The 24,117-nt window shown below is 69.3% G+C and carries 22 protein-coding genes and 5 tRNA genes; 10 read left to right on the forward strand and 17 right to left on the reverse strand.

The features are described 5' to 3' along the window. Window positions 1-38: 38 nt before the first annotated feature. Window positions 39-1,010: a thiamine-phosphate kinase gene (locus ABCR94_RS08535; protein ID WP_283515766.1), complete on the reverse strand. Its 972-nt coding sequence runs from the start codon at window positions 1,008-1,010 to the stop codon at window positions 39-41. Window positions 1,011-1,236: 226 nt separating this feature from the next. On the opposite strand from ABCR94_RS08535, the gene ABCR94_RS08540 reads away from it, so the two are divergent. Beyond that, window positions 1,237-1,470 carry an Lrp/AsnC ligand binding domain-containing protein gene (locus ABCR94_RS08540; RefSeq protein WP_347118582.1) on the forward strand — a complete coding sequence of 78 codons (234 nt, stop codon included), beginning with the start codon at window positions 1,237-1,239 and terminating at the stop codon, window positions 1,468-1,470. 19 nt (window positions 1,471-1,489) lie between these two features. Next, on the forward strand, window positions 1,490-1,957 hold the full coding sequence (locus ABCR94_RS08545) for a DUF3515 domain-containing protein (RefSeq protein WP_347118583.1): 468 nt from the start codon (window positions 1,490-1,492) through the stop codon (window positions 1,955-1,957). 6 nt (window positions 1,958-1,963) lie between these two features. Here ABCR94_RS08545 and ABCR94_RS08550 read toward each other — a convergent pair whose 3' ends face one another. From ABCR94_RS08550 to ABCR94_RS08560, 3 genes are read right to left on the reverse strand one after another with little or no spacing between them, the layout of a single operon-like run. Then, complete coding sequence (locus tag ABCR94_RS08550; RefSeq protein WP_347118584.1) at window positions 1,964-3,118, reverse strand: D-alanine--D-alanine ligase family protein; 1,155 nt, start codon at window positions 3,116-3,118, stop codon at window positions 1,964-1,966. A 31-nt stretch (window positions 3,119-3,149) separates the two neighbouring features. Beyond that, a complete protein-coding gene (locus ABCR94_RS08555) occupies window positions 3,150-4,163 on the reverse strand; it encodes an NAD(P)H-dependent glycerol-3-phosphate dehydrogenase (RefSeq protein ID WP_347118585.1) in 1,014 nt (337 codons plus the stop codon). Then, window positions 4,160-4,912 (reverse strand): lysophospholipid acyltransferase family protein, encoded by a 753-nt coding sequence (locus ABCR94_RS08560; RefSeq protein ID WP_347118586.1) that lies wholly within the window; start codon window positions 4,910-4,912, stop codon window positions 4,160-4,162. Before ABCR94_RS08560 ends, ABCR94_RS08555 begins: the two co-directional genes overlap by 4 nt. Before the next feature lie 197 nt (window positions 4,913-5,109). On the opposite strand from ABCR94_RS08560, the gene cofC reads away from it, so the two are divergent. Next, window positions 5,110-5,772 (forward strand): 2-phospho-L-lactate guanylyltransferase, encoded by a 663-nt coding sequence (gene cofC / locus ABCR94_RS08565; RefSeq protein WP_347119119.1) that lies wholly within the window; start codon window positions 5,110-5,112, stop codon window positions 5,770-5,772. Between the two features lie 139 nt (window positions 5,773-5,911). Beyond that, entirely contained in the window at window positions 5,912-6,115 is a 204-nt protein-coding gene (locus ABCR94_RS08570; protein ID WP_347118587.1) for a hypothetical protein, read from the forward strand. Window positions 6,116-6,212: 97 nt separating this feature from the next. On the opposite strand, the gene ABCR94_RS08575 is transcribed toward ABCR94_RS08570, so the two are convergent. From ABCR94_RS08575 to leuC, 4 genes are all read right to left on the reverse strand, one after another. Next, a complete protein-coding gene (locus ABCR94_RS08575) occupies window positions 6,213-6,899 on the reverse strand; it encodes an HU family DNA-binding protein (RefSeq protein WP_347118588.1) in 687 nt (228 codons plus the stop codon). A gap of 144 nt (window positions 6,900-7,043) precedes the next feature. Continuing rightward, window positions 7,044-7,271 carry an SCO5555 family protein gene (locus ABCR94_RS08580; RefSeq protein WP_347118589.1) on the reverse strand — a complete coding sequence of 76 codons (228 nt, stop codon included), beginning with the start codon at window positions 7,269-7,271 and terminating at the stop codon, window positions 7,044-7,046. 191 nt (window positions 7,272-7,462) lie between these two features. Then, entirely contained in the window at window positions 7,463-8,056 is a 594-nt protein-coding gene (gene leuD, locus ABCR94_RS08585; protein ID WP_347118590.1) for a 3-isopropylmalate dehydratase small subunit, read from the reverse strand. Window positions 8,057-8,061: 5 nt separating this feature from the next. Further along, window positions 8,062-9,486 carry a 3-isopropylmalate dehydratase large subunit gene (gene leuC / locus ABCR94_RS08590; RefSeq protein WP_347118591.1) on the reverse strand — a complete coding sequence of 475 codons (1,425 nt, stop codon included), beginning with the start codon at window positions 9,484-9,486 and terminating at the stop codon, window positions 8,062-8,064. A gap of 174 nt (window positions 9,487-9,660) precedes the next feature. Here leuC and ndgR point away from each other — a divergent pair, with 174 nt between their 5' ends. After that, window positions 9,661-10,380 carry an IclR family transcriptional regulator NdgR gene (gene ndgR, locus ABCR94_RS08595; protein ID WP_283515755.1) on the forward strand — a complete coding sequence of 240 codons (720 nt, stop codon included), beginning with the start codon at window positions 9,661-9,663 and terminating at the stop codon, window positions 10,378-10,380. 360 nt (window positions 10,381-10,740) lie between these two features. Here the strand turns inward: ndgR and ABCR94_RS08600 are convergent. The 9 genes from ABCR94_RS08600 to ABCR94_RS08640 form a co-directional block, all read right to left on the reverse strand. Next, window positions 10,741-10,813, reverse strand: a tRNA-Glu gene (locus tag ABCR94_RS08600). Window positions 10,814-10,836: 23 nt separating this feature from the next. After that, window positions 10,837-10,908, reverse strand: a tRNA-Gln gene (locus tag ABCR94_RS08605). Window positions 10,909-10,959: 51 nt separating this feature from the next. Then, a tRNA-Glu gene (locus tag ABCR94_RS08610) sits at window positions 10,960-11,032 on the reverse strand. Window positions 11,033-11,095: 63 nt separating this feature from the next. After that, window positions 11,096-11,168 (reverse strand) — tRNA-Glu (locus tag ABCR94_RS08615). 21 nt (window positions 11,169-11,189) lie between these two features. Next, window positions 11,190-11,261: transfer RNA gene (locus ABCR94_RS08620), tRNA-Gln, on the reverse strand. 87 nt (window positions 11,262-11,348) lie between these two features. Further along, window positions 11,349-12,086 carry an HAD family hydrolase gene (locus tag ABCR94_RS08625; protein ID WP_347119120.1) on the reverse strand — a complete coding sequence of 246 codons (738 nt, stop codon included), beginning with the start codon at window positions 12,084-12,086 and terminating at the stop codon, window positions 11,349-11,351. 131 nt (window positions 12,087-12,217) lie between these two features. Next, complete coding sequence (gene gltX, locus ABCR94_RS08630) at window positions 12,218-13,702, reverse strand: glutamate--tRNA ligase (protein WP_347118592.1); 1,485 nt, start codon at window positions 13,700-13,702, stop codon at window positions 12,218-12,220. Beyond that, window positions 13,695-14,483, reverse strand: a complete 789-nt coding sequence (locus ABCR94_RS08635) for a fumarylacetoacetate hydrolase family protein (RefSeq protein WP_347118593.1) — start codon at window positions 14,481-14,483, stop codon at window positions 13,695-13,697. The genes gltX and ABCR94_RS08635 overlap by 8 nt, the downstream gene beginning before the upstream one ends. A 108-nt stretch (window positions 14,484-14,591) precedes the next feature. Then, complete coding sequence (locus ABCR94_RS08640) at window positions 14,592-14,765, reverse strand: hypothetical protein (RefSeq protein WP_347118594.1); 174 nt, start codon at window positions 14,763-14,765, stop codon at window positions 14,592-14,594. Window positions 14,766-15,337: 572 nt separating this feature from the next. Here ABCR94_RS08640 and ABCR94_RS08645 point away from each other — a divergent pair. From ABCR94_RS08645 to ABCR94_RS08665, 5 genes are all read left to right on the forward strand, one after another. Next, the gene (locus ABCR94_RS08645) at window positions 15,338-19,081 is read left to right on the forward strand and encodes a sensor histidine kinase (RefSeq protein ID WP_347118595.1); all 3,744 of its coding nucleotides are present in this window, start codon (window positions 15,338-15,340) and stop codon (window positions 19,079-19,081) included. Between the two features lie 9 nt (window positions 19,082-19,090). Then, entirely contained in the window at window positions 19,091-19,504 is a 414-nt protein-coding gene (locus tag ABCR94_RS08650; protein WP_037649408.1) for a roadblock/LC7 domain-containing protein, read from the forward strand. Window positions 19,505-19,623: 119 nt separating this feature from the next. Continuing rightward, window positions 19,624-20,031, forward strand: a complete 408-nt coding sequence (locus ABCR94_RS08655; protein ID WP_347118596.1) for a DUF742 domain-containing protein — start codon at window positions 19,624-19,626, stop codon at window positions 20,029-20,031. Further along, window positions 20,012-20,593: a GTP-binding protein gene (locus ABCR94_RS08660; protein WP_283515748.1), complete on the forward strand. Its 582-nt coding sequence runs from the start codon at window positions 20,012-20,014 to the stop codon at window positions 20,591-20,593. Before ABCR94_RS08655 ends, ABCR94_RS08660 begins: the two co-directional genes overlap by 20 nt. Before the next feature lie 338 nt (window positions 20,594-20,931). Continuing rightward, window positions 20,932-24,117 (forward strand): sensor histidine kinase, encoded by a 3,186-nt coding sequence (locus tag ABCR94_RS08665; protein ID WP_347118597.1) that lies wholly within the window; start codon window positions 20,932-20,934, stop codon window positions 24,115-24,117.

The following is a 24,117-nucleotide window of genomic DNA, read 5'->3' on the forward strand; positions in this document are numbered from 1 at the left end:
CCGCGAATCTAGTACGTCGCAGCTCGGGGGGTGTGGCGCTACTGCCCCGTCTCGATGTCGCCGAAGTGGTCCCAGCCGCCCTTGCTCGTCCACGGTGCGCCGTCGACGGTCACCTGGGGCAGCGCCGACGGGTTGAGGACCTCGCCGATCACCTTCCAGCGGGCGGGCAGTTTCACGTCGGGCGGGAAGGTCGCCACGATCGCGTGGTCCTCACCGCCGGTCAGCACCCACTGGAGCGGGTCGACGCCGACGGCCTGCCCGATGTCGTACATCTGCGAGGGGATGTCGATCAGCCCGGACCGCAGGTCGATCCGGACCTTGCTGGCCTCCGCGATGTGCCCGAGGTCGGCGACGAGCCCGTCACTGACGTCGGTCATGGCGGTGGCGCCGAGCCCGGCGGCCGCGGGGCCCGCGTGGTACGGCGGTTCGGGGCGCCGGTGGGCCTCGACGAAGGCCCGCGGTGAACGGAAGCCGCGCGAGAGCACCGCGTGCCCGGCGGCCGACCAGCCCAGCCATCCGGTGACGGCGACGATGTCGCCGGAGTGGGCGCCGGAGCGGGTGACCGGCTCGTGGTTGCGCAGATCACCGAGTGCGGTGATCGCCACCGTGATGGTGTCGCCGCGTACGACGTCTCCGCCGACCACCGCCGCGCCCGCCACCTGGCACTCGTCCCTGATGCCGTCCATCAGCTCGGTCGGCCAGGCGACCGGGAGTTCGGCGGGGACGACGAGGCCGAGCAGCAGCGCGGTCGGGACGGCGCCCATGGCGGCGATGTCGGCGAGGTTCTGCGCGGCTGCCTTGCGGCCCACGTCGTACGCCGTGGACCAGTCGCGCCGGAAGTGGCGCCCCTCAAGGAGAATGTCCGTACTCGCCACGACCCGTCGGTCGGGAGCGGCCACGACGGCTGCGTCGTCACCGGGTCCCAGCTTTACCGCCGGGGTGGAGGTGAGCCGGGAAGTGAGCTCTCTGATGAGCCCGAACTCCCCCAACTCGCCCACAGTGCCCTTCATCGAGTCTCGCCTCTCGTATTCATCCCGGATACCCCCTTGGACCCGCTGAGCTTGCGGTCGCGAGCCATCGCTGCTGTCGGTACCGTCAACACATACGTCAACTTCTGTTTCCGTGCGCCGCACCGCTTGCGTCACCGGCCGCGCAAGTCTCCCCGCTGCCCACGACGACGCGATACGGTGGCGTCCCTTCTCCCCACATGATCCTCGTGGCCGCCCTGGAGGTTCCGTGGTACAGGCGTACATCCTCATTCAGACCGAGGTCGGCAAGGCGTCGATCGTCGCCGATCTCATTGGCAAGATTCAGGGAGTGATTCAGGCCGAGGACGTGACCGGACCCTATGACGTGATCGTGCGTGCACAGGCCGAGACGGTCGACGACCTCGGCCGCATGGTGGTGGCCAAGGTCCAGCAAGTGGACGGCATCACCCGCACCCTGACCTGCCCGGTCGTCCATTTGTAGCCCCGTCTACGCTTGGCCGGTGACTTCCTCCCGTCGGCTTCTGTGTCTGTCCGCCGTCCTGCTGCTCGCCATCGCGGGCTGCTCCCTGACGGACGACGCCGTGGCGATCCCGGTTCCCACCCTGTCCGCGGAAGCGGCCGAGGTGTGCCGGGCGCTGCACCAGGAGCTGCCCGGGTCGGTCGACGGCCAGGACTCTCGTCCCGCCGATCCCGGGTCCGACTTCACCGCTGCGTGGGGAGACCCGGCGATCGTACTGCGCTGCGGGGTCCCCCGGCCGGAAAAGATGGGGGATCCGCAGGCACAGGGAGTGGACGCCGACGGCGTCAACTGGCTGCACGAGCCGCAGGAGAACGGCAGCCAGCGCTTCACCAGCACCTACCGTGAGGCTTACGTCGAGATCACCTTCCCCGCGAAGTACGCCCACGACATCACGCCGTTGGCGGCCTTCGCGGGGCCGGTGAAGAAGACCGTGCCATCCAGCCTCTGAGGCCCGCTAGCGCAGTCCCGTCGGTCGGCGCAGCGCCGCCTGGATCAGCAGGTCGACGAGCTCGGCGTACTCGACGCCGCTCTCCTGCCACATCCGCGGGTACATCGAGATCGGCGTGAAGCCCGGCATCGTATTGATCTCGTTGATCACGAACTCGCCGTTGTCCTGCAGGAAGAAGTCGGCGCGCACCAGACCCTCGCAGGACACCGCGTCGAACGCGTCGACCGCGAGTCGCCGCACCTCCGCGGTCTGCTCGTCGGTGAGCGGCGCAGGCACCAGGCCGGTCGCCGAGTCGATGTACTTGGCCTCGAAGTCGTAGAAGTCGTGCGACGTGACGGGCGGGATCTCGGCGGGCACGCTCGCGCGCGGCCCGTCCTCGAACTCCAGCACACCGCACTCGATCTCACGGCCGCGCAGCAGCGACTCGATGAGGATCTTCGGGTCGTGGCGCTGCGCCTCCTCGATGGCCTCGTCGAGACCCGACAGGTCATCGACCTTGGTGATGCCCATCGAGGAGCCGGCGCGGGCCGGCTTGACGAAGAGCGGCCAGCCGTGGTCGGCGGCGAAGCCCACGATCTTCTTGCGGGCGGCGGCCTGGTCCAGTTCCCACTCGCGCGGGCGGATGACCACGTACGGGCCGACGGGCAGCCCGAAGGAGATGAACACCCGTTTCATGTACTCCTTGTCCTGGCCGACCGCCGAGGCGAGGACGCCGCAGCCGACGTACGGGACGCCGGAGAGCTCAAGCAGCCCCTGGAGGGTGCCGTCCTCGCCGTACGGGCCGTGCAGGACGGGGAAGACGACATCGACCTCGCCCAGCGCCTTGGGCACCGAGCCCGGTTCGCTGTAGACGACCTCGCGGCTGCCGGGGTCGACGGAGAGGACCACGCCGCCCGCCGTGGATTCGGCGAGGTCATCGACGCTCGGCAGGGTGCGGTCGGCGATGGCCATCCGGTCGGGATCGTCGTCGGTCAGGGCCCAGCGGCCGTCCGTGGTGATACCGATCGGCAGTACGTCGTACTTCTCGCGGTCGATGGACCGCAGTACGGCGCCGGCCGTGACGACCGAGATGGCGTGTTCGGAGCTGCGACCGCCGAACACGACGGCGACGCGCGGCTTGCGCTGCGGCTCAGGGCTCTGGGAGGGGTTCTCGCTGCTCATATCGCACTGAGCGTACCTGTAGGTACGAGCGTCAGCGCCGCTCGGGCTTGGCGCTGCGCGACATCAGTTCCTTGACGGCGACGAGCGGCGGCTTGCCCTCGTGGACGATGCTCACCACCGTCTCGGTGATCGGCATGTCGACGTCGTGGCGGCGCGCGAGATCCAGCACGGACTCGCAGGACTTGACGCCCTCGGCGGTCTGCTTGGTCGCCGCGATGGTCTCCTGGAGCGTCATGCCGCGTCCGAGGTTCTTGCCGAAGGTGTGGTTGCGCGAGAGTGGCGACGAGCAGGTGGCGACGAGGTCGCCCATGCCCGCGAGGCCCGCGAAGGTGTGGGCGTCGGCGCCCATGGCGAGGCCGAGCCGGGTGGTCTCGGCGAGCCCGCGGGTGATCAGCGAGGCCTTGGTGTTGTCGCCCAGGCCCATGCCGTCCGCGATGCCGACGGCCAGCGCGATGACGTTCTTGACGGCGCCGCCCAGCTCGCAGCCGACGACGTCGGTGTTGGTGTACGGGCGGAAGTACGGGGTGTGGCAGGCGGCCTGGAAGCGGGTGGCCGCCTCCTCGTCCCGGCAGGCGACGACCGCGGCGGCGGGCTGGCGGGCGGCGATCTCCTTGGCCAGGTTGGGGCCGGTCAGGATCGCGACGCGCTCGCGGGGAACCTTGGCGACCTCCTCGATCACCTCGCTCATCAGCTTCGCGGTGCCGAGTTCGACGCCCTTCATCAGGGAGACGAGCACGGTGTCGGCGGGCAGCAGCGGCGCCCACGCGGCGAGATTGACCCGCAGTGTCTGCGAGGGGACGGCGAGCACGGTGAAGTCGGCGCCGTCCGCGGCCTCGGCGGGGTCGGTGGTGGCCCGCAGCGTCGCGGGAAGTTCGATGCCCGGCAGATAGTCCGGGTTGGTCCGGGTGGTGTTGACGGCCTCGACGAGCTCGGGGCGGCGGCCCCAGAGGGTCACCTCGCAGCCCGCGTCGGCGAGGACCATGCCGAAGGCCGTACCCCAGGAGCCCGTTCCGAATACGGCGACCCTGACCGGGTGGCGTGTCACTTTGTGCCCTCTCCCGCGGCCTTGCGCCGCTGCTCTGCACGGACCGTGCGGTGGTCGTACGGCTCGGTCGGCACGGGCTCGCCGCGCAGGTCCGCGAGCTGCTCGGTGATGGCCGCCATGATGAGTTCGGTGGCCTCGCGCAGTACGTCGGGGGTGGGTTCCAGACCGTAGAACCGGTCGAGGTCGACCGGTGGACCCGCCTGCACCTGAAGCGTCTTGCGCGGGAAGAACTGGAATTTGTTCTCCTTGGCGTACGGCGGCATCGCCAAGTTGGCGCCCCACTGGGCCACCGGGATGACCGGGGCCTTCGTCAGGAGGGCGACGCGCGCCGCACCGGACTTGCCTGCCATCGGCCACATCTCGGGGTCGCGGGTGAGGGTGCCTTCGGGATAGAAGGCGACGCACTCGCCGCGCTCGATGGCGGCGACGGCGGCCCGGAAGGCGTCCAGGGCGTTGCCGGTGTCGCGGTAGACGGGGATCTGGCCCGTGCCGCGCAGCATCATGCCGATGAAGGGCGTCCGGAAGAGACCGGCCTTGGCGAGGAGGCGGGGAACGCGCCCCGTGTTGTACTGAAAGTGCCCGTAGGACAGTGGGTCCAGATACGAGTTGTGATTGACCGCGGTGATGAATCCGCCCTCGGCGGGAATGTGCTCCATTCCGTGCCAGTCCCGTTTGAACAGCACCATCAGCGGCGGTTTGGCGATGACCGCCGCAAGGCGGTACCAGAAGCCGATTCTGCGGCGGGACACTCGGACACCTTCCTTTAGGACCTGGTTGCTCTGTGCACCGATACGCCTGGTCAGGCGCACAAGTGTGGCCCCAGGCCCCTTGTCTGTCGAGAACACCGTACGCCCCGGTTTCGGGGCCGGGCCTCCCCGTTACTGTGCCTGCGACGGGGTGGGCAGGCCACAATGGGGACGATGCGCACCGGACGGAGGGCTCACCACTGAACACGTTCCGGACCGCCTCCTGGTCCCTGATCGTCCCCCTGAAGCCCCTGTTGCTGGCCAAGAGCAGGCTCACGCCCTCCGCGGGCGACGCGTTGCGTCCGGGGCTCGCGCTGGCCTTCGCGCTGGACACGGTGGGTGCCGCGCTGGCCTGTCCCGCCGTACGCGATGTGGTGGTCGTCACGGACGACGGCCCGGCCGGCGCCGCGCTGGCCGCGCTGGGAGCGCGGATCACCGCGGACATTCCGGCCGCCGGGCTCAACGCCGCACTGGCGTACGGGGCGGACACGGTGCGGGCCGCGCGGCCGGCCGCGGCGGTCGCCGCGCTGAATGCCGATCTGCCCGCGCTGCGCCCCACGGAATTGCGGCAGGTGCTCGATTACGCGGCCGCATTTCCGCGCGCTTTTCTGGCCGACGCGGCCGGAATGGGGACGACACTGCTGTGTGCGGCCCCCGGTGTGGAATTGGCCCCGGCCTTCGGCGGCGCTTCGCGGGCCCGCCATTCGGCGTCCGGCGCCCGGGAAATCCTGCTGTCCGGCGTCGATTCCGTGCGCCAGGACGTGGACACCGGGGACGACCTGCGGGCGGCGGTGGAGCTGGGGGTGGGACTGCGCACGGCCCGGCTCAGCGGGGCCGTCGTCGGCGGATCACCGCCCGTGTAACGCGTGCGGCGCGTGCGGCCCGTACCGGCTCGTGCGGCCCGTACCAGCTCGTGCGGCTCCCGCGGCCTGCTCGTACCGCCGCCGTTCCTGCCGCGCCCGTCCGGAGCGGTGCGCGGCCCGGGGCCGATACGCTGCCGCCATGCAGGCGACCGCGTACACGTACGACTCCCAGACCCGCAGCGGCAGTGTGCTGCTCGACGACGGCACCCCGGTGGACTTCGACGCCCCGGCCTTCGACGCGGGCGGCCTGCGGCTGCTGCGGGCGGGGCAGCGGGTGCGGATCGAGGTCGATGGCGACGGCGAATCCCGGCGCATCACCCTGGTGACGCTCCAGACGTTCTGAGCCCCCGGGCGCCGACCGCCCTGAGCGCTCCCTGGACACACCGCGGGCCGGGCTCCCCGAAGGGAGCCCGGCCCGGCGCGTGAGTGCCTCGTTGCCCCTACTTCTTCTTGGCAGTGGCCTTCTTGGCGGTGGTCTTGCGCGCCGAGCTCTTCTTGGCGGGCGCGGTCTTCTTGGCGGCGGCAGCCTTCTTGGCCGCTGGTGCCGTCTTCTTGGCGGTGGCCTTCTTCGCCGCCGGCGAGGCCTTCTTCGCCGGGGTCGCCTTCTTGGCCGTGGTGGTGGCCTTCTTGGCCGCCGGCGTCGCCTTCTTGGCCGTCACCGCGGTCTTCTTGACCGCCGGAGTGGCCTTCTTCGCCACAACGGTGGTCTTCTTGGCGATGGCCTTCTTCGCCGTCGCCTTCTTGGCGGTGGCCTTCTTCGCCGCGGCCTTGGTGGTCGTCCGGGTGGAAGCACCGCCCGAGAGGCTGCCCTTGGGTGCCTTCTTGACGGCCACGTCGTTCTTCGGGAGCTTCTTCGAGCCGCTGACCAGGTCCTTGAAGCCCTGACCGGCACGGAAGCGCGGAACCGAGGTCTTCTTGACCCGGACCCGCTCACCCGTCTGCGGGTTACGGGCGTACCGGGCCGGACGGTCGACCTTCTCGAACGAACCGAAGCCGGTGACCGACACGCGGTCTCCGGCCACAACTGCACGGACTACCGCGTCGAGTACCGCGTCGACCGCGTCTGCGGCCTGCTGACGGCCGCCGACCTTGTCCGCAATGGCTTCTACGAGCTGCGCCTTGTTCACTGTCTTCCCCTTCGGAGACATTGCCAGAACGAATGTGTTCAAGCTTTTTCGCACGTTAGGCAGATATATACCGCAAATCAAACACGAAACGGGCTAATCACCCTAGTGCCGCAACGAAGTAGACCTTCAGTGAGTTCCAAAGGCCTAGTCGCCTTCAGGGAATCGGCCCTCGTCGAGGTCCTTCATCAACCTGTCCAGGCGCCTTGCGGCATCGGCGAGATCGTGTTTCGCCGCGGCCGTTATGACCAGCAGCTTCCGGGACAGCGCCATGCGTACGCCCTCCGGGACTTGCAGCGTGCGCACCGTCGTGTGCGCTTCTTTCAATCGGTCCGCGACTGCCACGTAGAGCTTGAGTTGGCTGTCGCGTTCCATGCACCGATTGTGCCATCTGGGGCGAGTTGTCGCCTCCGGCGGGGGCAACTAGCGGAATCCAGGCCTCCAAAAGGGGCTTTCGCGGCCCCTCAGGACCCCGCCATCTCCCCTGTGTGTCAAAGGAGTTGGGGCCCAGAAACCCGAATGCCCCCAACCGTGGCGGTCGGGGGCACTTGGGTGATGCGAGGGGGTCAGACCTGCACCGTACTTGGCTTGAAAGTGGGCCTGCGGGCCTCGTATACGGCGATGTCCGGCTCGTTCTGGAGGGTGATGCTGATGTCGTCCAGACCGTTGAGCAGTCGCCAGCGGGCATTTTCGTCGAGTTCGAAGTCGGCGGTGATGCCTTCGGCGCGTACCTGACGGTCCCGGAGGTCCACGGTGATCTCGGCCGTGGGGTCCTCGTCGACCAGATCCCAGAGCGCGTCCACGACCTTCTGCTCCAGTACGACCGTGAGCAGGCCGTTCTTGAGCGAGTTGCCCCGGAAGATATCGGCGAACCGCGAGGAGATCACGGTCTTGAAGCCGTAATTCTGCAGGGCCCACACGGCGTGTTCGCGCGAGGAACCGGTGCCGAAGTCGGGGCCTGCCACCAGAACGGTGGCGCCCGCGCGCTCCGGGCGGTTGAAGATGAACTGCGGGTCCTTGCGCCAGGCCTCGAAGAGCCCGTCCTCAAAACCGTCGCGGGTGACCTTCTTCAGCCAGTGGGCCGGGATGATCTGGTCGGTGTCGACGTTGCTGCGGCGCAGCGGGACGGCCCGGCCGGTGTGTGCGGTGAAAGCTTCCATGGTTCTCAGACTCCGGCGGGCGTGGGGGCTTGGGACAGATCGGACGGCGCGGCCAGATGGCCCAGCACCGCGGTGGCGGCGGCGACCTGCGGCGAGACCAGGTGGGTTCGGCCGCCCTTGCCCTGCCTGCCCTCGAAGTTGCGGTTGGAGGTCGACGCGCAGCGCTCACCGGGGGCCAGCTGGTCCGGGTTCATGCCCAGACACATCGAGCAGCCCGCGTGCCGCCATTCGGCGCCGGAGGCCGTGAACACCTTGTCCAGGCCCTCCTCGATGGCCTGCAGGGCGACCCGGACCGAGCCGGGGACGACCAGCATGCGTACACCTCTCGCGACCTTGCGGCCGTCCATGATGGCGGCGACGACGCGCAGGTCCTCGATACGGCCATTGGTGCAGGAACCTACGAAGACGGTGTCGACGGTGATGTCGCGCAGCGGCTGCCCGGCGGTCAACCCCATGTACTCCAGGGCCTTTTCGGCGGCGAAGCGCTCCGAAGCGTCCTCGTACGAAGCGGGATCGGGGACGTTCTCGGTCAGCGGCGCGCCCTGGCCCGGGTTGGTGCCCCAGGTGACGAACGGGGCCAGTTCGGCGGCGTCGATGAAGACCTCGGCGTCGAAAACGGCGTCGTCGTCGGTGCGCAGGGTCTGCCAGTACGCGACGGCGGCGTCCCAGTCCGCGCCCTGCGGGGCGTGCACCCGGCCCTGGAGGTAGTCGAACGTCGTACGGTCCGGGGCGATCATCCCGGCGCGTGCGCCCGCTTCGATCGACATGTTGCAGATGGTCATCCGGGCTTCCATCGAGAGTTTCTCAATGGCGGAGCCGCGGTATTCCAGGACGTATCCCTGGCCGCCGCCGGTGCCGATCCTGGCGATGACGGCGAGGATCAGGTCCTTGGCGGTGACGGCGTCGGGCAGTTCGCCCTCGATCGTGATGGCCATGTTCTTCGGCGGGGCCATCGGCAGCGTCTGGGTGGCCAGTACGTGCTCCACCTGCGAGGTGCCGATGCCGAACGCCAGCGCGCCGAACGCGCCGTGGGTGGAGGTGTGCGAGTCGCCGCAGACCACGGTGGTGCCGGGCTGGGTCAGCCCCAGCTGCGGTCCCACCACGTGGACGACGCCCTGCTCGACGTCGCCGAGGGAGTGCAGGCGCACACCGAAGTCCGCGCAGTTCTTGCGCAGCGTCTCCAGCTGGATCCGGGAGACCGGGTCCGCGATCGGCTTGTCGATGTCGATCGTCGGAGTGTTGTGGTCCTCGGTCGCGATGGTGAGGTCGAGCCGCCTGACCTGGCGACCGGTCTTGCGCAGGCCGTCGAAGGCCTGCGGGCTGGTCACCTCGTGCAGCAGGTGCAGATCGATGAAGAGGAGGTCGGGCTCGCCCTCCGCGTGCCTGACGACGTGGTCGTCCCAGACCTTCTCCGCGAGTGTCCTACCCATCGCTTTCCCTTCGGCCGGCGCCTTCGCCGGCCCAACTAGAGATCGGTGCGTCCCCGTCCGGAACCCCCGCACAGGACGATGACGACAGGCCGTTGTGCGGCCTCCTGTACAGATTCGCAAGTTCACCGGAAAATTGAACTTGCGTTTCACAGAGTGAGACGCGAGTATCGACGCATGGACAACTCTAGCGGCGTCGGCGTTCTCGACAAGGCAGCTCTGGTACTGAGCGCCCTGGAGTCCGGTCCGGCCACCCTCGCCGGGCTGGTCGCGGCGACCGGGCTCGCACGACCCACGGCGCACCGACTGGCCGTGGCACTGGAACACCACCGCCTGGTGGCGAGGGACATGCAGGGCCGCTTCATTCTCGGCCCCCGGCTGTCCGAGCTCTCGGCGGCGGCGGGCGAGGACCGGCTGCTGGCCACGGCGGGGCCGGTGCTCACGCATCTGCGCGATGTGACCGGCGAGAGCGCGCAGCTCTACCGCCGGCAGGGAGACATGCGGATCTGCGTAGCGGCGGCCGAGCGGCTGTCCGGGCTGCGGGACACCGTGCCCGTCGGCTCCACGCTGACCATGAAGGCCGGTTCGTCGGCCCAGATCCTGATGGCCTGGGAGGAGCCCGAGCGCCTCCACCGCGGCCTGCAGGGCGCCCGCTTCACCGCGACCGCACTCTCGGGCGTACGCCGCCGGGGCTGGGCCCAGTCGATCGGCGAGCGCGAGCCCGGTGTGGCCTCGGTGTCGGCGCCGGTGCGCGGCCCGTCCAACCGGGTCGTCGCCGCGGTCTCCGTCTCGGGCCCGATCGAGCGGCTGACCCGTCACCCGGGCCGGATGCACGCCCAGGCGATCATCGACTCGGCCGCACGCCTCTCGGAGGCCCTGCGCCGCACCGGCGGCTGAGCGGAGGCCTCGCAGCCGCTCGGCATCACCCGCCCCCCGCGTACCGCAGCCGCCCCAACTCCGCGGTACGTACGAGGAGTTCCACTTCGACGCGCCTCGGGTGGGCGGTCGTGAAGGCCTTCAGCTCAGGTCACCGATGACGCGTAGCCCGCCGTAGCCGTCCGTGACCGCACGGTCGGCCGCTGTCCGTAAACGGCCCATCATGCGCCGGGGTTCGATGTTCCGGCGAGGCCGGCGGCGGTCAACGCGCCGAGCACCGCGAGCCGTTCGGCCTCCGGGCCACAGAAGAAGCAGGCGTGGTCCCCGCCGCGCACATGCGAGAAGGCCCCCCGCGTGGAGCGGAGAGCCTTCTTCCGTACGTACCCCCGACCGGATTCGAACCGGCGCTACCGCCTTGAGAGGGCGGCGTGCTAGGCCGCTACACAACGGGGGCCTTGCAGAACCTGATCTGCTGAGCTGGGCTACCAGGACTCGAACCTAGACTAAGGGAACCAGAAACCCTCGTGCTGCCAATTACACCATAGCCCATGGTGGTATAGACCATTACGGTCCGTTTTGGTTTGGTTGGAACCAGACCAGTACCCCCGACCGGATTCGAACCGGCGCTACCGCCTTGAGAGGGCGGCGTGCTAGGCCGCTACACAACGGGGGCCTTGGCGATCCCTACGTCACCGCATCCAGGTGCGACCCGGAGGTGGTGGAAAGAAAGGATCTGTACCCCCGACCGGATTCGAACCGGCGCTACCGCCTTGAGAGGGCGGCGTGCTAGGCCGCTACACAACGGGGGCCTTGCAGATGAGCTCTGCGAGCTGGGCTACCAGGACTCGAACCTAGACTAAGGGAACCAGAAACCCTCGTGCTGCCAATTACACCATAGCCCACCAAAACTCAACCCCCTGATGGGGGTTTGTTTGGTGTGCGCTGCTCTCTCGGGCCTTTCGGACCTCTTGAGCGGCGCAGGAAGAACATTACCCGAAGGTGGACGGCGCTCCAAAACGTGTATTGCCGCGCAGTAGACCGGGAAGCTGGTCGAGGCCGGTGATGCGCACAAGATCGGGTCGGCCGCCGTGTCCGCCGCGGTCGAGCCAGATGCCGGCAAGGCCCGCCTCGTCGGCGCCGCGGGCGTCGATGTCCGGCTGGTCACCGACGTACGCGACTTCGCCCGGCGGCAGCGCCAGCGCGTCACAGGCGGCGTGGAAGGCCTCCGCCGCGGGCTTGGACACCCCGAGCTCGGCGGCGCACAGCAGGGCCTCGAAGCGGTCGCGTACGCCCAGGACGCGGAGCTTGCGGTCCTGGTTGTGGACGCTGGAGTTCGACAGGACGGCATGGCGGTAGTCCGTCGCCAGCAGGTCCAGCACCGGGAGAGTGTCGGGGAACAGCTTCCAGGCGGCCTCGTAGTGGGCGACGTACCGCTTGAACCAGGCGTCCGCCTCGGCGTCGGTCAGTCCCCGCCCCAGGAAGACGCGTACGCGCTCGCGGCGCTGGTCCTCGAACGTCGCCTCGCCCGCGGCGAAGCGGAGCCACTGGGCCTCGGTGATCTCGCGCCAGCGGACCAGGGCCTGCTCGGCGGACTCGGCGGACCCGGCGGACCCGGTCTCGCCGAGCAGCGCCTCGGCCCTGAGGTGGTCGCGCATACCGGCGCGGTCGGCGCTCGCGTAGTCGAAGATCGTGTCGTCGATGTCCCAGACGACGGCGCGGATCGGCATGAGTACGAACCTTCCGGTCATGCGGCGTCCCGCCGCGAGGGGGTGCCTACCCAGGGCCTGGGCGCCAAAGCGCCGTGGGGCCCGTGAGCCGGGTGGCTCGCGGGCCCCACGGGGCGTCGTACAGGTACCGGTTACGCGGCGAGCTTCGCCAGGGCCGCGTCGATCCGGGTCAGAGCCTTGTCCTTGCCCAGGATCTCCAGGGACTCGAAGAGCGGCAGGCCGACCGTGCGTCCGGTGACCGCGACGCGGACCGGGGCCTGGGCCTTGCCGAGCTTGAGGCCGTGCTCCTCGCCGGCGGCCAGGACGGCCTCCTTGAGTGCCTCGGCGCTGGACCAGTCCGCCGCTTCCAGCTTGGCGCGGGCCGTGGTGAGGAGCGCCGCCGGCTCGCCCTTCATGGCCTTCGCCCAGGACGCCTCGTCGTGGACCGGCTCGTCGAGGAAGAGGAAGTCGACGTTGGCCGTGATGTCCGAGAGGACCTGCAGCCGGGTCTGGGCGTGCGGGGCGATCGCTTCCCAGGCCGCCTGGTCGAAGGCCTCGGGGGCCCAGTTCGCGAACGGGGCGCGCAGCCAGGGGGTGCACGCCTCGGCGAACGCCTTCACATCCAGCATGCGGATGTGGTCGGCGTTGATCGCCTCGGCCTTCTTCAGGTCGAAGCGGGCCGGGTTGGCGTTGACGTCCGCGATGTCGAACTTCTCGATGAGCTGGGCCACCGTGAAGACGTCCTGGTCCGCCGAGAACGACCAGCCCAGGAGGGACAGGTAGTTCAGGAGGCCCTCGGGGAGGAAACCGCGCTCCCGGTAGAGGTTCAGGGACGCCTCGGGGTCGCGCTTGGAGAGCTTCTTGTTGCCCTCGCCCATGACGTACGGCAGGTGGCCGAAGGCCGGCACGTACTTGGCGAGGCCCAGCTCGATGAGGGCCTTGTAGAGCGCGACCTGGCGGGGGGTGGAGGACAGCAGGTCCTCGCCGCGCAGGACGTGGGTGATCTCCATCAGGGCGTCGTCGACCGGGTTGACGAGCGTGTACAGCGGGGCGCCGTTGGCACGCACGATGCCGAAGTCCGGGACGTTCTCCGGGGTGAAGGTCAGCTCACCGCGCACCAGGTCGGTGAAGGTGATCGGCTCGTCCGGCATCCGGAAGCGGACGATCGAGGGACGGCCCTCGGCCTGGTACGCCTCGACCTGCTCGGCGGTGAGGTCACGGCAGTGACCGTCGTAGCCGGACGGCCGGCCGGCCGCGCGGGCCGCGGTGCGGCGCTCGTCGAGCTCGGGCGTACTGCAGTAGCAGTCGTACGCGTGCCCGGCGTCCTGGAGCTTCTTCGCGACGTCCGCGTAGATGTCCATGCGCTCGGACTGGCGGTACGGGGCGTGCGGGCCGCCGATCTCGGGGCCCTCGTCCCAGTCGAGACCGAGCCAGCGCATCGAGTCGAGCAGCTGGTTGTACGACTCCTCGGAGTCGCGCGCGGCGTCGGTGTCCTCGATGCGGAAGACCATGGTGCCGCCGGTGTGCCGGGCGAACGCCCAGTTGAACAGGGCAGTGCGGACCAGACCCACGTGCGGGTTGCCGGTCGGCGAGGGACAGAAACGGACACGGACCGGGGGGGAGGTTGCGCTAGCCACGCTTGATCACCTTATTGGTGAGAGTGCCGATGCCTTCGATGGTGACGGCGACCTCGTCGCCGACGTTCAGGGGGCCGACACCCGCGGGGGTGCCGGTGAGGATGACGTCGCCCGGGAGCAGCGTCATGGCCTCGGTGATGTGGACGATCAGGTCCTCCACTGAGCGGACCATCTCGCTGGTGCGTCCCAGCTGGCGCTGTTCGCCGTTGACCGTGCACTGGATCGTGAGGTCGCCGGGGTCGAGGTCGGTCTCCACCCAGGGGCCGAGCGGGCAGGAGCTGTCGAAGCCCTTGGCGCGGGCCCACTGCTTCTCGCGTGCCTGCGCGTCTCGTGCGGTGACGTCGTTGGCACAGGTGTAGCCGAAGATGACGTCCTTGACGCGCTCGCGCGGGACCTCGCGGCACATCCGGCCGATGACCACGGCCAGCTCGGCCTCGTGGTGCAGGTCGTTGGAGAACGACGGGTACGCGATCTCCCCGCCGGGGCCGATCACCGAGGTGGACGGCTTGAGGAAGGTGATGGGTACGTCGGGCACCTCGTTGCCGAGCTCCGCCGCGTGCTCCGCGTAGTTGCGGCCAATGGCCACGACCTTGCTGGGGAGCACGGGCGGCAGGAGGCGGACCTTGCTCAGCGGGACCTTGACCCCGGAGAGCTCGAAGTCTCCGTACGGGACGCCCTTGATGATGTCGAGGACGAGGTCGGCCTCGGCGCCTGGGGCGCTGTCGCCCTCGACCGCGCCGAAGGCGACATTGCCGTCGATGGAGAACCTGGCGATGCGCACGGGATGGTGCCGCCCCTCACTGCTTACTTGACTGGCCGACTGGCCGGAGACTGACGCTCCAGGCTAACGCGGCCAGGGCCTCCCACCTCCCGTATCGCCGGGCGTCGCCTACGCGGCGGGGGCGTCCATCAGGATGGTGCGCCGGGGGTTGGCCGTCACGGCGGGGAGGTCGACGGTGTGCTCCGGCTGCTCGGCGCGCTGCAGGTCCGTGGAGTCGGCGAGGTGCATCAGCGTGGTGCGCCGGGGGTTGGCAATATTGCGGAACATCGTCGTCGTCTTCATCTGGTGCTGTGACCTGTCCGTACGGGCGCCCTGGGCGCGCTGATTGTCGGTTTCGCCATCCCTGTAAAGCGTCAGGCTAAACATCCAATTCCCCGCCAAAGGCGGGAAGTCTCAGAGATCTACGTGTGAGTTTGCTCACGAGATGACCGGCATATCGACCATTTCGGTCAGCATTAGCAGGGTCAGGAAGTGGACATTACCTGCCTGAAGCTTCCATTCCGCTGCTGATCATCTCGACTCAGACACCCCCTCCCCCTAAGGGACTCGTACCGTTACACCCCATTTTCTCCATGAACTCCTTCTACGTCCGGTTACTCGGCACTCACACCCTGTCACTCAGGTCACAGCACGACACGCGGGCCTTGTTGGAGGTCCTGCTCTGTGCTGGAATTCCACGGACCGCCGCGAGACTTCAGTCGGCGCGCAGGGCGCAACGCAGCGCCGAGTGGCGGCGGGAAGAGGGAGAAGCGCCGGTCACTCACGACCACCCATGGGGTTCTTCAGTGCCCCACGACTCGACACCGTTCCGCCGTTCACGCGGAGGAACGCCTGGTCCAGAGGTTGCGACGCTAGTGCAGGGACGTTTCAAGAGGGATGGCAGCGCTGCGGCGGAGCAGGAGCCGCGCGGCGGGAACGACCGCGGATCCTCACCCCAGCACGCCCAGAATCAGGGACCGACCACGGCCGGCGACGGTGGCGCGCGCCCCGGGACTCAGGTCGGCGGTGAGCAGGCGAGAGGCAAAAAGGCCAAGGACCCCACTTCCACGGGCCCACGAATAGCCCTGCGCAACTGGCGCATCAGCACCCGTCTGGTGTCTCTGCTCGCTCTGCCCGTGGTCGCGGCGACCACGCTCGGCGGGATCCGTATCAACGAGTCCATGAATGACATGGAGCAGCTGGAGCACATGCAGCTGCTGACCGAGATGACCAAGCAGGCGACCGAGCTCGCCGCCGCGCTCCAGGAGGAGCGCGACCGGTCGGCAGGTCCGCTCTCCAACGGCACCAGCCCCGCCGACTTCAAGGTCAAGGGTCCGCGCGAGAAGACCGACCGGGCCAAGGACGCCTTCCTCGTCGGCACCCAGAACATCGACGCGGGCAACGACGAGAGCCTCCAGAGCATCCGGGGCAGCCTCCTAGAGATCGCCGGGCGGCTCAGCTCGATCCGGCAGATCCGCGAAAGCGCCTACCAGGACGACGCCACCACCTCGCAGACGGTCAACAACTACAGCCAGCTGATCAACTCGCTGCTGAGCCTCTCCCAGGACATGGCGGAGGCCACCTCCAACCCCGAGATGATCAAGCGCACGCGCGCTCTGGCGGCCTTCTCGTCGGCCAAGGAGTTCGCCTCCATCCAGCGCGCGGTCATCGCCGCCGCCCTGCCGCCCAATAAGAAGGACAAGGGCAAGCTGGAGGAGAGCGACCGCCTCTTCGCCAAGTCGGCGATGGAGAGCGAGAACGCCGCGCGCAAGTCCTTCAACCAGGTCTACGCGGGCAACGCCGAAGAGCTCACCGCCCCGCTGGACACCGGTAACCCGGAGATCACGGCCGCCGACAAGTACGCGCAGCGCGTGCTGGCGACGCCGACCGGTCTGGAGAGCCAGCCCGAGCGCCGCTCGTACATGGACTGGACCGACCAGGACTCCAACAAGATCCAGTCGATGAAGACCATCGAGGCCACGCTGCTCAACGAGATGGAGCAGAAGGCCCGCCAGCTGCGCGAGGACTCGCAGCAGGACGCGATCATCAACGGTGCGCTGATCCTGCTCGTCCTCGGCGTCTCGCTCGTCGGCGCCTTCGTGGTGGCCCGCTCCATGATCCGCTCGCTGCGCCGGCTCCAGGACACGGCCACCACCGTCGCCCAGGAACGCCTGCCCGAGCTCGTCAGGCAGCTCTCGGAGTCCGACCCGCAGGACGTCGACACGTCCGTGGAGTCGGTCGGTGTGCACTCCAGGGACGAGATCGGCCAGGTGGCCGCGGCCTTCGACGACGTGCACCGCGAGGCGGTCCGACTGGCAGCCGAGCAGGCGCTGCTGCGAGGCAACGTCAACGCGATGTTCACCAACCTCTCGCGCCGCAGCCAGGGCCTCATCCAGCGTCAGCTCTCGCTCATCTCCGAGCTGGAGGCGCGCGAGGCCGACCCGGACCAGCTGTCCTCACTCTTCAAGCTCGACCACCTCGCGACCCGCATGCGCCGTAACGGCGAAAACCTCCTGGTCCTCGCGGGCGAGGAGCCGGGCCGCCGGTGGACGCGCCCTGTCCCGCTCGTCGACGTGCTGCGTGCCGCCGCCTCCGAGGTGGAGCAGTACGAGCGCATCGAGCTCACGGGGGTGCCGACCACCGAGGTCGCGGGCCGCGTGGTCAACGACCTCGTGCACCTGCTCGCCGAGCTCCTGGAGAACGCCACGTCGTTCTCGTCGCCGCAGACCAAGGTGAAGGTCACCGGACACGCCCTGCCCGACGGGCGGGTGCTGGTCGAGATCCACGACACCGGTATCGGCCTCTCGCCCGAGGACCTCGCGGCGATCAACGAGCGGCTCGCATCCCCGCCCACCGTGGATGTCTCGGTGTCGCGGCGCATGGGCCTGTTCGTGGTCGGCCGGCTGTCCCTGCGACACGGCATCCGGATCCAGCTGCGCCCGTCCGACTCCGGCGGCACGACCGCGCTGGTCATGCTCCCCGTCGATGTCGCCCAGGGCGGCAGGCAGGTCCCGGGCAAGCCCGGTGCGCCCGCGCAGGCCCAGATGCCCAATGGTCCCGGCGGCCGTCAGGCGGCGGCCCAGGCCGCGGTCGGCGGCCCGCCCAGGCCCGGTATCGCCGGCGGTTCCGCCCCCGCGGGCCAGCTCGCCGCCGGTCCCGGTGCGGGGCGCGGCCAGGTCGCGGGCTCCGGTCCGCGGGCCGCGCTGCCCGGCCGCGACAGTGGTCAGGGTCAGCAGGGCGGCTCCGGTCAGCCCGGTGGCCGGCACAGCCAGGGCGGCCAGAACGGCGGCTTGGCGAGCGCCTTCGGCGGCGGCAGGCAGAGCGGGGGCAACCGCGAGCGTCCCGACGCATGGCAGAACGGCCTTCCGCAGGGTGGCCAGGCCGCGCCCGACCAGGGCCGTCCGCAGCAGCAGCTGCCGCCCCGCAACGGCCCCCGCGCCGAACTTCCCGGCCCGGTCGGCGGCTCCACCGTCCCGCCGCAGCCGCGCCAGGCGCGTCCGCAGGCCACCAGCTGGGGCAACGACCAGCCGCGTGGCCACGAGGAGGCCGAGCACACCGGTCAGCACACCCGACCCAGCACGGACGACCGCCAGGGACCCGGCGCCACCGCCGAGTTCCAGCGCCCGGACTTCAACGGCCCGCCGCCCGGCTCGTCCTCCCCCGCCGGGTCCCCGTCGGGTGGCCTCTTCGAGCGGTCCGACGTACGCGGTCCCGTGGACCCGTCGGCCACCGGTCAGTTCGCCAGGCCCGAGGCCAACGGCCCGCAGGGCAACGGCGGCACCGGCCAGTTCGAGCGCCCCCAGCAGTACGGCGCCCAGGACGCGGCCGCGACCGCGCAGTTCTCCCGGCCGGACTTCGACGCACCGCAGCCGGCCGACCCGGCGAGTGCGTACGGCAGGCCGGGTCAGCAGGGTCAGGACCAGGGCCGCCCGCAGGGCCTCGGCCCGGTCGCCCCGCTGCGGCCCGGACGCGAGAACACCGATCACACGGTGCCGCGTCCGCCCGCCGCGAGCCTGCCTCCGCAGCACGAGCTGCCGCCCGCCGCCGGTCCCGGTGACGGACGTACACCGCTCTTCGACACCCTTGAGTCGAACTGGTTCCGGGGTCCGCAGGGCGAGCAGCAGGACGCCCCGCAGGCACCTGCCGTACCGCAGCAGCCTCAGCAGCAGGCCCCGCGGCCCGCGCAGCAGGCGCCCGCTCCGATCGCTCCGCAGATGCCGCAGCGCGCCCAGTCGCGCGAAACGGGCGTCACGAACAGCACCACCAACGGCACCAATCACAGCGCCACCAACGGTACGAACGCCACCAACGGCGCCTCCTGGCGCACCTCGCCGAACGACGAACTCGTACGGCAGGCCGAGCGGGTCAAGAAGCCCGCAGCCGGCGGTGTCACCACCTCGGGTCTGCCGCGTCGCGTCCCGCGCGCCAATCTGGTGCCCGGGACCGCGCAGCAGCAGAACCACCAGACCGGTCCGCAGGTATCGCGTGCGCCAGATGACGTACGCGGTCGGCTGACCAATCTCCGTCGGGGTATCCAGCAGGGTCGCCAGGCCGGCAACGGCAACGGCTCATCGACTGGCAGCTTCAACATTGACCCCTCTCACCAGCAGGAGCGTTAGTTGAGTCCGATGAGCCAGGCGGCGCAAAATCTGAACTGGTTGATCACCAACTTCGTGGACAACACCCCCGGGGTGTCCCACACGGTGGTGGTCTCCGCCGATGGACTCCTTCTGGCGATGTCCGAAGGTTTTCCGCGTGACCGTGCCGACCAGCTGGCGGCCGTGGCCTCCGGCCTGACCTCGCTGACCGCGGGGGCCTCCCGGATCTTCGAGGGCGGCGCTGTGACCCAGACCGTCGTCGAGATGGAGCGCGGTTTCCTCTTCCTCATGTCCGTCTCCGACGGCTCCTCGCTGGCCGTACTCGCCCACCCGGACTGTGACATCGGTCTGGTGGGCTACGAGATGGCACTCCTTGTCGACCGGGCCGGGAGCGTCCTCACCCCGGACCTCCGCGCCGAACTTCAGGGCAGCCTTCTTCACTAGGCCGCGCACCTCAGGTATTGCCCTTTGCCCAGACACATCACCGTCAGGCCGCGCAGCTTCCCCTCACCGGCCCCGTCAGATGGCACGAACCCCAACTTGCTGTCATGCCCGGAGGATCCATGACCCCGCCACCCGCCTCACACGATCCGTACGGCGTACATCTCGATGCGTCGTACGGCGGTGAAGGCGACCAGCCGCTGGTACGTCCGTATGCGATGACCGGCGGCCGGACCCGGCCGCGCTACCAGCTCGCCATCGAGGCCCTGGTCAGCACCACGGCCGACCCGGCGCACCTCTCCACACTTCTGCCCGAGCACCAGCGCATCTGCCACCTGTGCCGTGAGGTCAAGTCGGTGGCCGAGGTGTCGGCGCTGCTTTCGATGCCGCTCGGTGTCGCGCGAATCCTCGTAGCCGACCTGGCGGAGGCCGGCATGGTGGCCATCCACCAGCCGGGCAATGGAGAGGCCGGCGGCACGCCGGACGTGACACTGCTCGAAAGGGTGCTCAGTGGACTTCGGAAGCTCTAGCAGCGGGGAGGCCCGTTCCACCACCTCCGCGAAGATCGTGGTGGCGGGTGGCTTCGGCGTGGGCAAGACCACGTTCGTCGGGGCGGTCTCGGAGATCAACCCGCTGCGCACCGAGGCCGTCATGACGTCCGCTTCGGCGGGCATCGACGACCTCACCCACACCGGAGGCAAGACGACGACCACCGTCGCCATGGACTTCGGCCGCATCACGCTGGACCAAGATCTGATCCTGTACCTCTTCGGCACACCGGGTCAGGACCGCTTCTGGTTCATGTGGGACGACCTCGTGCGCGGCGCCATCGGCGCCGTGGTGATGGTGGACACCCGCCGTCTCGCCGACTGTTTTCCGGCCGTCGACTACTTCGAGAACAGCGGACTGCCGTTCGTCATCGCCCTCAACGGCTTCGACGGACACCAGCCCTACAAGCCGGACGAGGTGCGCGAGGCCCTGCAGATCGGCCCCGACACCCCGATCGTCATCACCGACGCCCGCCACCGCGCGGACGCCAAGAGCGCGCTGATCACGCTGGTCGAGCACGCATTGATGGCACGTCTGAAGTAGAAAGCGCCATACGGCAGTTGTCGTAGTCGAACGGGGGGCGGGCTGTGTCCTTCGACACTCTCCGCCCCCGTGTTCATAACGTTTCGACAGAGAATTAGCCCGCCGCGGCCACCCTGTGCGGTCGCGCGGTACCCCTGTGTTCACATCAGCCCCACTATTTGGCGGCGCTCGCTCTTTATGACCGTTTTATCTGAGGCTTACACCACTCGGAACGGCTGATTCCTGCTGTTTGGAACGCAGCGCATCCACGTGCTGGAATTCGTCGAACTCCCGAGTAAGTAAGCCCTGAACGATAAACGGCACAACGTTGGTGCCGACGCCGAGAGGTTGTTGGTCGAGTGAGGCGTAGCAAGCAGAGCTCCGCGGAGCAGCAGGCGCGCGGGAACTTCACCCCGCCGCAGCGCACAGCGGCGTCGCCTGCGCCCCCGCCGGCTGCAGCTCCGCCCGCGAGCAGCGGCAGCTCCAGCCGGTTCGCGCCGCGCAACTGGCGCGTACCCACCAAGCTGAACGCGATCCTCCTCGTACCCGTGCTGGTCGGCCTGATCATGGGCGGATTCCAGGTCAAGGGCTCGATCGACACCTGGGGCGAGGCCCAGGACGCCGAGAAGACCGCGCTCGTCGTGCGTGCCGCATCCGATTACGGCCAGGCGCTGCTCAACGAGCGTGACCTGACCGCCACACCGCTGCTCAACGGCAAGCGCACCAGCTCCGAGGTCACCGGCGCGTACCAGCTGACCGACGAAGCGGCAGAGAACTTCAAGGAAGTCACCCGGGACCTGCCCCCGAAGCAGGGCCTGGAGCGCCGCCTCAGCCTCTTCCAGAAGGAAGAGCCCAAGCTTCCCGGCCTGCGCAAGGCCGCGTACAGCGAGGCCCTCGACCCGGTGAAGACCGAAGAGGGTTACGTCGCCGTCCAGCACACCCTGATGGAGTTCGCCAACGAGCTCGGTCTGGGCACCGGCAACATCACCAGCTACGGCCGTACGGTTTACGCCATCCAGCTCGCGAAGGCCGCCGAGTCGCTCCAGCGCTCCATCGGCACCCACCTGCTGGTGCGCCCGAGCGGCGACCCGGACAAGCTCGCGCAGCAGCGGATCGCGTTCAACTCGTACAACTACATGGAACAGATCGCCCTCGGCGAGTACCGCTCGGGTGGCACCGAGGCGGACACCGCCAAGCTGGTCGGGATCATGACGGGCAAGGCGGAGGACGGCGCGAAGAAGATCGCCGCCGCCAAGCAGCAGGCCGACCAGGCAGGCGTCCGGTTCGTGTCGCCGCCCAGCAAGAACGGCTCCGTCTTCGACGGCATGGCCGAGCAGATCGGCCAGGGCCAGAGCCCCTCGGCGCTGAAGGCCAAGGGCGTCACGCCCGAGGCGTGGATGGCCGGGGCGACCGCCAAGTTCGACGGGTACACCGAGGTCGAGAACGACCTCGTCGCCAGGGCGGTGACCGAGGCCGCCGACATCTCGTCCGATGCCAAGACCGACGCCATCGTCAACGGTCTGATCGTCGTCATCGCGCTGCTCGCCGCGTTCATCCTGGCCGGTCTCATGGCACGCCAGATGAGCCGCTCCATGCGCCAGCTGCGCACCGCCGCCTTCGGCATCGCCGAGCAGCGGCTGCCGATGCTGGTCGACCAGCTCTCGCGCACCGAGCCCGGCCGCGTCGACACCCGCGTACAGCCGATCCCGATCACGTCCCGCGACGAGATCGGCGAGGTCGCCCGCGCCTTCGACCAGGTGCACCGCGAGGCCGTCCGGCTCGCCGCCGAGCAGGCCATGCTGCGGGGCAACGTCAACGCGATCTTCACCAACCTGTCGCGGCGCAACCAGGCCCTCATCGAGGGCCAGCTGACCCTGATCACGAGCCTGGAGAACAACGAGGCCGACCCGGACCAGCTGGAGAACCTCTTCAAGCTGGACCACCTGGCGACCCGTATGCGCCGCAACGGCGAGAACCTGCTGGTCCTCGCCGGCGAGGAGCCCGGCCGCCGCTGGAACCAGCCGGTCCCGCTCGTCGACGTGCTGCGTGCGGCATCCTCCGAGGTGGAGTCGTACGAGCGCATCGAGCTCAGCGGCGTACCGGAGTCGGAGATCCACGGCCAAGCCGTGACCGACCTCGTGCACCTGCTGGCCGAGCTCCTGGAGAACGCCACCACGTTCTCGTCGCCGCAGACCAAGGTCCGCGTCACCGCGACGCGGCTGCCCGACGGCCGGGTGATGGTCGAGATCCACGACAAGGGGATCGGCCTCACCGCCGAGGACTTCGCCGACATCAACCACAAGCTGGCGAACCCGCCGACCGTGGACGCCGCCGTCTCGCAGCGCATGGGCCTGTTCGTGGTCGGCCGGCTGGCCGACCGACACGGTGTCCGGGTCCAGCTGCGCCCCTCGGGCGAGCAGGCCGGCACCACCTCGCTGGTCATGCTTCCCGACGCCATCACCCACGGTGGCGGTGGCGAGGCGCCGCAGAGCGACTTCACGGTCTCCCAGATCATTCCCGAGCAGCAGCAGTTCGAGCCCGCGCCGCTGCTCACCGCGGCCGAGCTGGGCTTCGACGACTCGCGCTACGCGACCGACACCCCGGACGACCCGCGCAAGCTGGACCCGGTGAACCGCTCGCTGGTCCGCGACGAGCGGCGCGCGCAGCTGGAGGCGCAGACCTCGGGCGAGCGCCCGCTGTTCCGCAACGAGACCCAGCAGGGTTACGAGGGCGGGCTCGATCAGCAGTACGAGCAGCCGCAGCAGCCCGCCCATGACCAGGGCGGATTCGACGGCTACGCGCCGTACCAGGCCTATCCGGAAGCCGAGTACCAGGCCCCCGAGACGCCGCAGCCGACGTACGAGGAGTCCTACGGCTCCCCCTCCCACCAGGAGAACTGGACGGATCAGGGCGCATACCAGGCTCCGTACGAACCGAAGTTCGGTGGCCAATCGGAATCTGCTCCCAGCGCTCCCGGTAACGCCCCGGAGCGCGTAGGCTTCGAACGTCCCGGTCCCACCCCGGCCGCAGGCCCCAAGCTGACGCAGGCGGGCCTGCCGCGACGCGGTGGCCAGCAGCACTGGCAGCCCACGGGCCAGTCCACCGGGCAGAGCGCCGAAGAGCCCCCCGCCGCCGCGCAGCCGCCCCAGCAGCAGCAGATCGCAGCTGTCCAGCAGCCCGCACAGCTGGGCAGTGGCAGCAGCGACAACGGCAGCCACACCAACAACGGCAAGAGCGAGGACTGGCGCTCGTCGAACGACGAGCGCTGGCAGCGGGCGGAGAAGCTTCGCGAGCCCAAGGCGGGCGGAGTGACGACGTCCGGTCTTCCCCGGCGTGTACCCAAGGCCAATCTGGTCGAGGGCACGGCGGAGCAGACTTCGCAGGGCGGCCCCCAGGTCTCCCGCGCCCCCGAGGACGTGCGCGGCAGGTTGAGCAACCTGCGGCGCGGTGTCCAGCAGGGACGCAACGCGGGTACGGACACGAACGGATCGGCCACTTACGATCAGCACGGTGGCCACGGCAATACCTACAACCAGGAGCGTTAG

The sequence above is a fragment of the Streptomyces changchenzhani genome, from assembly GCF_039766235.1.
GTDB lineage: Bacteria > Actinomycetota > Actinomycetes > Streptomycetales > Streptomycetaceae > Streptomyces.

Excerpts from the sequence above, each read along its gene's own strand:
- ABCR94_RS08550 (WP_347118584.1), bottom strand. The coding sequence starts at position 3,118 with ATGAGCAGCGAGAACCCCTCCCAGAGCCCTGAGCCGCAGCGCAAGCCG.
- leuD (WP_347118590.1), bottom strand. The coding sequence starts at position 8,056 with ATGGAAGCTTTCACCGCACACACCGGCCGGGCCGTCCCGCTGCGCCGC.
- ABCR94_RS08650 (WP_037649408.1), top strand. The coding sequence starts at position 19,091 with ATGAGCCAGGCGGCGCAAAATCTGAACTGGTTGATCACCAACTTCGTG.
- ABCR94_RS08655 (WP_347118596.1), top strand. The coding sequence starts at position 19,624 with ATGACCCCGCCACCCGCCTCACACGATCCGTACGGCGTACATCTCGAT.
- ndgR (WP_283515755.1), top strand. The coding sequence starts at position 9,661 with ATGGACAACTCTAGCGGCGTCGGCGTTCTCGACAAGGCAGCTCTGGTA.
- ABCR94_RS08570 (WP_347118587.1), top strand. The coding sequence starts at position 5,912 with ATGCAGGCGACCGCGTACACGTACGACTCCCAGACCCGCAGCGGCAGT.
- leuC (WP_347118591.1), bottom strand. The coding sequence starts at position 9,486 with ATGGGTAGGACACTCGCGGAGAAGGTCTGGGACGACCACGTCGTCAGG.
- ABCR94_RS08640 (WP_347118594.1), bottom strand. The coding sequence starts at position 14,765 with ATGAAGACGACGACGATGTTCCGCAATATTGCCAACCCCCGGCGCACC.
- ABCR94_RS08625 (WP_347119120.1), bottom strand. The coding sequence starts at position 12,086 with ATGCCGATCCGCGCCGTCGTCTGGGACATCGACGACACGATCTTCGAC.
- ABCR94_RS08580 (WP_347118589.1), bottom strand. The coding sequence starts at position 7,271 with ATGGAACGCGACAGCCAACTCAAGCTCTACGTGGCAGTCGCGGACCGA.
- ABCR94_RS08535 (WP_283515766.1), bottom strand. The coding sequence starts at position 1,010 with ATGAAGGGCACTGTGGGCGAGTTGGGGGAGTTCGGGCTCATCAGAGAG.